At 58.8% G+C, this 8753-nt stretch carries 6 protein-coding genes; 4 read left to right on the top strand and 2 right to left on the bottom strand.

Annotation, left to right across the window (positions count from 1 at the left end; genetic code table 11):
• Nucleotides 1-3 precede the first annotated feature (3 nt).
• The 3 genes from DL346_RS15345 to DL346_RS15335 all read left to right on the top strand — a co-directional run bounded on the left by DL346_RS15345 (nt 4) and on the right by DL346_RS15335 (nt 5535).
• Nucleotides 4-1239 (top strand): exonuclease SbcCD subunit D, encoded by a 1236-nt coding sequence (locus tag DL346_RS15345; protein ID WP_112882933.1) that lies wholly within the window; start codon nt 4-6, stop codon nt 1237-1239.
• A complete protein-coding gene (locus DL346_RS15340) occupies nt 1236-4784 on the top strand; it encodes an AAA family ATPase (protein WP_112882932.1) in 3549 nt (1182 codons plus the stop codon). The genes DL346_RS15345 and DL346_RS15340 overlap by 4 nt, the downstream gene beginning before the upstream one ends.
• Nucleotides 4785-4920: 136 nt before the next feature.
• Nucleotides 4921-5535, top strand: a complete 615-nt coding sequence (locus DL346_RS15335; protein WP_112882931.1) for a hypothetical protein — start codon at nt 4921-4923, stop codon at nt 5533-5535.
• Between the two features lie 90 nt (nt 5536-5625).
• Here DL346_RS15335 and DL346_RS15330 read toward each other — a convergent pair whose 3' ends face one another.
• Nucleotides 5626-6285, bottom strand: coding sequence for a leucine-rich repeat domain-containing protein (locus tag DL346_RS15330; RefSeq protein WP_240633181.1), 660 nt, complete (start codon nt 6283-6285; stop codon nt 5626-5628).
• Between the two features lie 354 nt (nt 6286-6639).
• Nucleotides 6640-7941 (bottom strand): FAD-dependent oxidoreductase, encoded by a 1302-nt coding sequence (locus tag DL346_RS15325; RefSeq protein ID WP_112882930.1) that lies wholly within the window; start codon nt 7939-7941, stop codon nt 6640-6642.
• Nucleotides 7942-8155: 214 nt separating this feature from the next.
• Here DL346_RS15325 and DL346_RS15320 point away from each other — a divergent pair, with 214 nt between their 5' ends.
• Nucleotides 8156-8635, top strand: coding sequence for a hypothetical protein (locus tag DL346_RS15320; protein WP_240633180.1), 480 nt, complete (start codon nt 8156-8158; stop codon nt 8633-8635).
• The last annotated feature ends 118 nt before the right edge of the window (nt 8636-8753 follow it).

Raw genomic sequence — 8753 nt, 5'->3', positions numbered from 1 at the left:
GCGATGCGCATACTGCATACGGCAGACTGGCATTTCGGGCGTTCGCTCGAGGGCCGCAGCCGGCTGGAGGAGCAAGCGGCTTTCGTGGATGAGCTGGCTGTTCTCGCAAAGGAAGAAGAAATCGATCTGGTGCTGCTTGCCGGCGATGTCTATGACTCGGTCAACCCGCCGGCGGCCGCGGAGCAGCTGTTCTACGAGGCGGTCGCCCGGCTGGCGGACGGCGGCAGACGGACCATCGCCGTGATCGCGGGCAATCACGACCATCCGGAACGGGTATCCGCCTCCGCGCCGCTTGCGGCGCGCAGCGGCATCCGGCTAGTCGGCATGCCGACGGATCGACCGCTCGTCATTGATGTGGCGCGGACGGGAGAGCAAGCCGTTATCGCGGCGCTGCCGTATCCATCCGAATCGCGGCTGCGCGAGCTGCTGAGCGAGGCGACGGACGAGGAAATGCTGCGAACCGCTTATTCCGAGCGGGTCGGGCGCTTGATGTCGCAGCTGGGCAGCGCATTCCGCCACGAAACGGTGAACTTGGCGATGAGCCATATTTACGTGCTTGGCGGACTCGAGACGGACTCGGAACGCCCGATTCAAATCGGCGGCGCTTACACGGTCGATCCATCCGCCCTGCGGATCGGCGCGCAATACGTGGCGCTCGGCCACTTGCACCGGCCCCAGCGGGTTGCCGGCGACGAAACGATGCGCTACAGCGGATCTCCGCTTGCGTACAGCTTCTCGGAGGCGGGTCAGTCGAAGTCCGTCACCGTGTTTGATGCGGAGCCCGGTATCGCCATTCAGCCTCGGGAGATCCTGCTTAGCTCGGGCAGGCCGCTCGTGCGGTGGACCGCGAAGGGCGGTTTGGCCGAGGTGTACGGCTGGCTGGAAGAAGGCCGCGACGCGCGCGCATGGATCGATCTGGACGTATGGATGACGGAGGCGATGACGCTCCAGCATATTCAGCAGCTGCGCAAGCAGCACGAAGGGCTGGTCCACATCCGTCCGGTTTATCCGGAGTCCGCGGAGGCGCTTGAGGCCGGCGAACGCTCGCGCGAGCAGCTGCCTGCCGAGGAGCTGTTCCGACGTTTCTTCGCCAAGCAGACCGGCGGGGGAGAACCGGACGACCGGACGGTTCAGCTGTTTCTGGAGCTGATTGCGGAAGAAGACGATGACGCGGCGGCAGGCAGCGAAAGCTTGCTGGAGCAAGATGGGGAAGCAGCAGCGGGAGGTGATCGCGGATGAAGCCATTATTGCTTCGGTTGAGCGGACTCCAGAGCTACCGCGAGGTGCAGGAGGTCGATTTCGAACGGCTGTGCGAGGCCGGCGTATTCGGCATCTTCGGACCGACGGGCAGCGGCAAATCGAGCATCCTTGACGCGGTCACTTTGGCGCTCTACGGCAAGGTTGAACGTGCGGCGAACGGGACGCAGGGCATTATGAACCAAGCGGAGAAAACGCTCGCCGTTTCGTTCACGTTCGAGCTTTCCGGCGCCGGCGAGAAGAAGCGTTACCGCGTCGAACGGCAGTTTAAGCGCGGCAGCGGCGACGTCTCGGTAAGCAATACCGTCAGCCGCTTCGTGGAGCTGACGGAAGCGGGCGACGTCGTTCTCGCCGACAAGCTGGCGGACGTGACCCGCTGCGTGGAGGCGCAGATCGGCCTCGGCATGCAGGATTTCACGCGCGCGGTCGTGCTTCCGCAAGGGAAATTCGCGGAGTTTTTGTCGCTGACCGGCAAGGACCGCCGCTCGATGCTTCAGCGGCTGTTCCGCTTGGAGCGGTTCGGCGACGGGCTGGCGCTTAAGCTGAGCCAGCGCATGAAAGCGGCGGAAGGCGCGCTGAACGAGGCGGCGGCCGAGCAGCATGGCCTTGGCGACGCCTCCGCCGAAGCGGTAGCCGCCGCGGAGGCGCGGTTCCGCGAAGCGGCGGCGGCCGCCGCGGCAGCGCGGGCCGCGCTCGCCGAAGCGGAGCGGCTGCACGCGGAGCGTCTGCACGTGCGCGAGCGGCAGACGGCGCTGCTCGCGAAGGAGGCGCAGCAGGCGCAGCTGCTCGCGGAGGCGCCGCGCGTCGCGCAGCTCGAGCGCGAGCTCGCGCGCCTCGCCGCGGCGGAGCGGCTTGCGCCCGCGCTCGCCGCGGCCGGCGCGGCCGAGGCGGCGCTGCGCGCTGCCGCCTCGCGCCGCGAGGCAGCCGGGCTGGCGCATGCCGCCCGGCTGGAGGCGGCCACGGCCGCAGCCGCCGCGCGCACGGCGGCAGCCGCCGCGGCCGCGGCAGGCGAGCCGCGCCTGGCGCAGCGGCTCGAGCAGCTCGCGCAAGCGGAGCGGCTCGAGACCGATGCCGCCGCGCTTGCGGAGAGCGTCGCGGCCGGCGAGCTGCGCGCCCGCGACGCGGAAGCGCGAAGCCGCAGCTGCGGCGAGCTTGCCGCGAAAGCGCAGGAGCTGCTCGGCCGGGCGACGGCTAAGCAGGCCGAGCTGCGCAAAGAGCTGAAGGCGGTGGAGCTTACAGCAGAAGACCGTGACAAGCGGGGCGCGCTTGCCAAGCGGCTGCAGCAGTATAACCACTTGGCGGCGCAAGCCGAAGCGGCGCAGCAGGAGCTGAGCGCTTCGGAAGAGCAGCAAGCCCGCGCGAAGCAGCGACTTGAGGCGGCAGAGGCCGAGCAGCGGCAAGCGGAAGGGGAGCTGCGCGTTCAGCTTCGCGAGCTGACGCCAGTGCTTGCCTCGCTGGAGGACATGAACCGGGAGCTTCGCGGAATAAGCGGTTCGCTTCCGAGATGGCAGGAGCGCGTTCGCGGCGAGCTGCGCGAGCAGCAGCGGATGCAATTGGCCGAGCAGCTGGCCGAAGGCTTGGTGCAGGGCGAGCCTTGTCCCGTATGCGGTTCTTGCGTGCATCCGGGTAAGCACGGAGCAGCCGGGAACGCCTTGGATGCTGGAGAAACCGTACTGGCGGCTTGGGAGCGTGCCATTCAGCAAGCTCAGCAGCTGCAGCTGAGCCTCTCGCCTTTGCAAGCCAAAGCGTCCTCGGCGCTGGAGCGGTTAACGGATGCCATCGGGTCCAACGATGAGGCTCCGGATGATTCGAAGGCGATGCAGCTGGAATTTGACCTATTCGAGGCTGCGGCAGGGGCCGAAGCGGGCATGATGCTTGCCGCTGAAGCGGTATCGCCCCCTGAATCCTTTGCCATGCCCGAAGCGGCGGCAGGCGCCGAAGCCGGCACTCGTCCTGCGGAAGAATCCGCATCAACGGCAGAAGCTTTGGCGCAGCACGAGTCCGCGCTGGTAGCGATCTCGGAAATGGCGTCGCTGCACGAGAGCTGGCTTGCGCAGGCAGAGAAAGGCTTCGCCAGCTGCCGTAACCGATACGCGGAGGCGGCGCGCCGACGCGAACAAGCCGCCAACGAGCATCGCACGCAGATGGCATTGGCTGGCCGGGCATCGGCACAGTTCGAGCAATCCTCAGCTGCGTTAAAGCAAGAGGAGGCATTGTGGCAGGAACAATTCGGGGCCGAGCTGAAGCCTGCCCAAGGCAGCGGACTGCTGCTCGAGCTTGAACGCCGAGAAGCTGACGCAATGGAGCTGCGCGGAAGGCTGGAGAAGAGCGTCGGCTACATAGAAGAGCAGACGAGCGCGCAGCAGGAAAGCACGAGCGAGGCGCAGTCGGCCCAGCTGGAATACGCTTCGTTGTCGGCCACCCTAGGCGAGAAGCGGCAGCAGCTGGACGAGAAGCTAGGCCAGCTCCAAGCCATCACGGACGGAGCGCCTGCGGCAGCGCTGAAAGCGGCCGCCGAGCAGGAGATCAGCTTATTAAGAGCAACGCTCATAACGCTAACCGAGCAGCATGACGCTGCCCAGCTCGCCCTGTCGGAGGCTGCCCAGGCACGCAGCGCCGCGGAAGAAGCGGAGAACGCGGCAACACAAAGGCATCGGGAAGCAAGCACAGAATGGCAGGCCGTGCTCGCGGCTTCCCCGTTCGAGAGCGGCGAGGAGGTAGCCGAGCTTCAGCCTCTGCTCATCCATCAGACACAGATGAGCGAGCAAATCGTCAAGTATCGCGAAGCCGAGCAGCAGCTGGCCGCACAGATCGAGCTGTTGCGGGACCAGCTTCAGGGAAGAAGCTTGACCGACGAAGAGTGGGAGGCGGCCGTTACCTTGCTGGAACAGGCGCGAGCAGCTAACGAGAGCATGCTGCAAGCGTCCGCTAAAGCGGAAAGGGATCGGGACGAGCTGTCGGCTAAGCAGGAGCGCTGGAACAGCCTCGAGGCGAAGCGGCTCGACATGGAGCAGCTTTGCGGCCGCCTAAAGTCGCTGCAAACGGTGTTCCGAGGCAACGCTTTCGTCGAGTATGTCGCCGAGGAGCAGCTTGTCCAAGTGTGCCGAGCCGCTTCCGAACGGCTAGGCTTCTTAACGAAACGCCGCTATGCGCTTGAGGTGGATTCCAGCGGCGGATTCGTCATCCGGGACGATGCCAACGGCGGCATCCGCCGCCCGGTGTCTACGTTGTCCGGCGGCGAAACGTTCTTGGCTTCCCTTGCGCTCGCGCTTGCGCTGTCCGGCCAGATTCAGCTGCGCGGCAAATATCCGCTGCAGTTCTTCTTCCTCGACGAAGGTTTCGGAACGCTGGATCCGGAGCTGCTCGACACCGTCATTACGGCGCTGGAGAAGCTGCACAACGAAACCTTGGCTGTCGGCGTTATCAGCCACGTGCCTGAGCTGCGGGCGAGATTGCCGCGGCGGCTCATCGTCACGCCGGCCGAGCCGTCGGGCCGGGGCAGCCGCGTCGAGCTGGAAACGATGTGACGGATCTGTTAACGTTGCGCCGCTGCGGTTGCAATCCTGGATGGAACACGCTAACGTAGTGGAGGGTTATCAATATCGTCCCAGGGCGATTCGGTAGTCCAATCCGCACGCCGAACAAACATTTGGAGGTAAGACCGTGGAGGAGCAGAAACCAAAGCGACCGATATTTACGCCAATCGTCCTTATTTTGCTGACTTTCAGTTTAATTGGCAACGTATTTCTATATGCCCGTTCGCTGCAGCATGGCAAGGATCAGCGCATAGAACGGGGTATGACGATCCTGCAATCCGGCAAAGAGACGAAGCTTCATTTCGAGCAAGTGACGTCCGGGCTCGATGACCTGCTAAATCACGAGGATATGCCGACCCGGCTGGCGGCGAAGAGCCTTTTGATCGCGGCATATAACAAGAGCTCGGCGGTAACGGCCTTCATCAAGGAAGCCGAAACGTCCAACGGAACGCCGTTTGCTTCTTCTAACCGCAACGCGGCGACATTTTTGGAACAAGCTGAAAAATCGCTGCAGGCGCTCGGCAATCACACCGGACCGCTGACGGACGAGGAGCGCAGCTATCTCAAAACCTTGCTTGCGGTCAATCAAGCCTGCGCAACGGCCATGGCTTCGTTCAAGCACGATACGATCTCGGATACGACCGCAATGACGATCCAGGTCGACAAGGCTTGGGTTCAATCCGCGCAGAAGCTGGCGGAGCAGATGAATAAACCGGCTAACGTCATATTCACCGACAAATAATCAGATCCAAACGAAAAGGCTGTCCCTTCGAAAGCGAGTTTCTCGCAACGGGGAACAGCCTTTTTCTAGATGTCATGCTCAGTCAATCCGTTAATGTATATTCTTCAACTCTTCTCTGAATTTTTCCTGCAGTTTCCTGAATTCCACTTCATATTTTCTTAATTTCTCAACGTCGTTTTGCGAATTTAAGAACGGTTTTCTTTTTCCGGTAACCAATACGTCCTTGTCTTCAATCGGGCTATTTAAGCGAGTATAGGGGCGGAATGAAATAGAGTTGGTATTCGGTAGGCACACAGATAATCTTGCGTATTCCTCTGTGGGGAATTGGTTAGAAATCTCCAATTCCTGAAGTCCTTTTAAATAAGAAACGGGCTCCAAAGATTCATCTTGTACTTTTATGTTGCTCAAGCCGAGATATTTTAGATTATAATGATTTTTCAATGGAGACAACGTTGCCAATTTCAAGGTGTTCCATATGCCTCCAGACAAGTCCATAATTTCAAGATTTGAATTGTTTTTCAACCCGCATATATTTTCTAGTTTCGAAAAATCCTTTATTGATAATGAGGTTAAAGCCGTGTTTTTCGCCAAATCCCACAACGTCTTCGCTTTGGTATTCCATTCAAGCGAAAGGACTTCAACATGATCAAGGGCTTCAAGCGGAGTTAAATCCTCGACTTTCATTTCATGAAAGTGAACCATCTTAGGATTAATAACATCGAGTATCGTAGTAAATTCTTTTTGATTCACGGAATAAATCTATAGTTTTTCTAGCTGACTGAAGGATTTCAATCTATCGAGGTTTTTAGTTTTGCCTCGGATTAGCAACTCTGAACTTGAAATGTCCACTGTATTTAAATCATCAATAATAGTAGACGGTCTTACGCCAATACGAAAAATATGATGAGGATGGTTATCTATATTCAATGAATCACCCCCCGATAGTGCCTTTTTTGAAACGAGTTTCGCGTAAGTTTCAATTCACCATACTTGCCAATTAAACTTGGGATGATACCAAAAACATAAAAAAACAAAACTAAGCTTCAACAGAGCCTTAAATAAAAAAAATCGGGATCCCAATGATTTGGATTCCCGACATCTTAATCAAAGCTTCGCGACAAGCAGCTCCGCAACGCGCCGCCCGCTCGAGAACGCGCGCTCGGCAAGCTCGCCCTTGCCTTCGCAGCCGTCGCCGCAGAAGTAGAACGGCATGCTCTCGATCCGATTCGGCACGAGGCGGTTGCCGGCAATGTTTTTCACGCTTTGCACCATGGCTTTCTTCGACACCCGTTTCACGGCGACCGCGTCGCGCCAGTTCGGATAATGGCGGTCGAACAGCGACTCCATTTGCTGCGTCCGTTCCTCGAGATACGCCTTGCGGTCTTCGTCCCCGCCGGAGCTTTCATCGCTCAGATAAGCGATCCCTTGAAGCAGCTGCCCGCCCTCCGGCACAAGAGTGTGGTCGGTAGCCGACACATCGGAGATGAACAGTTTATGGTTCATGTCGCTGATATAGCTGAACGGCCGTGCCACTACATGTTTCAATCCGATGTCATATACCATGACCTCCGTCGCCGTATTTTGCTCGTATGGAGCAAGGAAGGGCTCCCAAGGCGTGCCGCGCAGCAGCTTGACGATCTGCTGGACCGGCATGGCGAATACGACGCGGTCGAAAGCTTCCTCGCGGGCTTTCGTTTTTAACATATAGCTGCCCTGCTCGTATCGGATGCCGTCTACGCCTTCTTGCAGCGCGATCGACCAGCGTCCCGATGCCGCGACTTTGTCGCGAAGCTGGTTCGTAATGACCGCCCAGCTGCCGAGGACGTAGTTGACCGGTCGGTGCGACAGGAACAGATTATGATAGTAGTCGCTGATAACGGGGCCGGGCACGCGGCGCGCGTCCTCAGGGGTAATGAAGAAATTGCTGCAGACCAGGTGCTCCCACAGCTCCTTCACATCCTCATCCGCGCCGGACTCGGCCAGATAATCGCCAAGCGTCGCATAATGCTTAATTTGATGAATATTCGCAATGATTGCCGTAATCTCGCCGACAAAACGGACTTTCTGCATCGCCGTCAACAAATCCGTTTTGACCAAATTTACAAAATCAAGCGGAGCCGGTGTCAGCTGCTCGCCTTTTTCATACATCACTTTGCGTTTGTCCACTTGCTTGCTGCTGAATTCCAGGTTCAGCTCACGCTCCATGACGGATAGCGTATGCCGGTCCAGTCCATAGATGGCGTGCGCGCCGTAATTGAGCGTGAAGCCGGCTTTCTCATACGTAAAAGCGCGTCCGCCCAGCTGCGGACTCCGTTCGAATAGAACACCCCGGACCCCGGGCTGTTCGGACAGGTACGCGGCAGCGGTCAGACCCGCCAATCCGCCACCGATAATGGCAACGTTCATAATACGATTCTCCCCGTTCGATCCATTCATGGCATTTTAGCCCGTGTTCCATTATACGCCCGTACCTATAGCCAATCCATCTCATTTCTGACTGAAAGCCTTATCAAATCGGCATCGGTTACCATGCGGGCGAAAGCCCATTTTCAGTAGCTGCAGGCGCCATTTGCCCACAGGCGAATATCATGGAAGGAGAATGAAGGAGGTCATGATCTGCATGGAAAAGAAGGTTTCCACCTCGCCGGTCGAGAAGGCTAACAAGTCTATGCCTAACCAACCCATGCCAAACCAGAAGATGCCTAACCAGCCGATGCCTAACCAGCCGATGCCTAACCAGAAGATGCCTAACCAGCCGATGCCTAAGCTGCCGACCATGATGATGCCGGCGAAGCATGAGAATAAACCGGTCGATAAACATGAAATGAAAAAAATGTGCCATGATCACATGCACCGCTACGTGCTCGTGCAAACGCATGACGGCTGGTGCTGCGATGGCATCGTCGAGCATCTCGACGATGAGTGCGTCTGTATCGCCGTTCCATATTGCGGCCACATGGACCGCGCGTTTTTCCCGCATGGCGGCTTTTTCCCGTATCCGCCGATTTATCCTTATCCGTTCTATCCGCGCCGCCGCTTCATCCGGCAAGTTTTCCCGCTCGGTTCGCTGCTGGGCTTGTCGGTGCTGCCGTTCTATTGATCAAACGAAGCAAGGACGGATGTCTGCGTTATGCCGGCGTTCTACGGGGCGCTGGCTGTTCGCATTGGACTTGCCCTGCGATTTTCGTTATGATGGACGGAAGAATGTTTAATTTTTC

This window comes from Paenibacillus montanisoli, from assembly GCF_003268025.1.
Lineage (GTDB): Bacteria > Bacillota > Bacilli > Paenibacillales > Paenibacillaceae > Paenibacillus_Z > Paenibacillus_Z montanisoli.
Note: the sequence above shows the minus strand (reverse complement) of the source record. Positions and strands in the feature narration are given on the sequence as shown.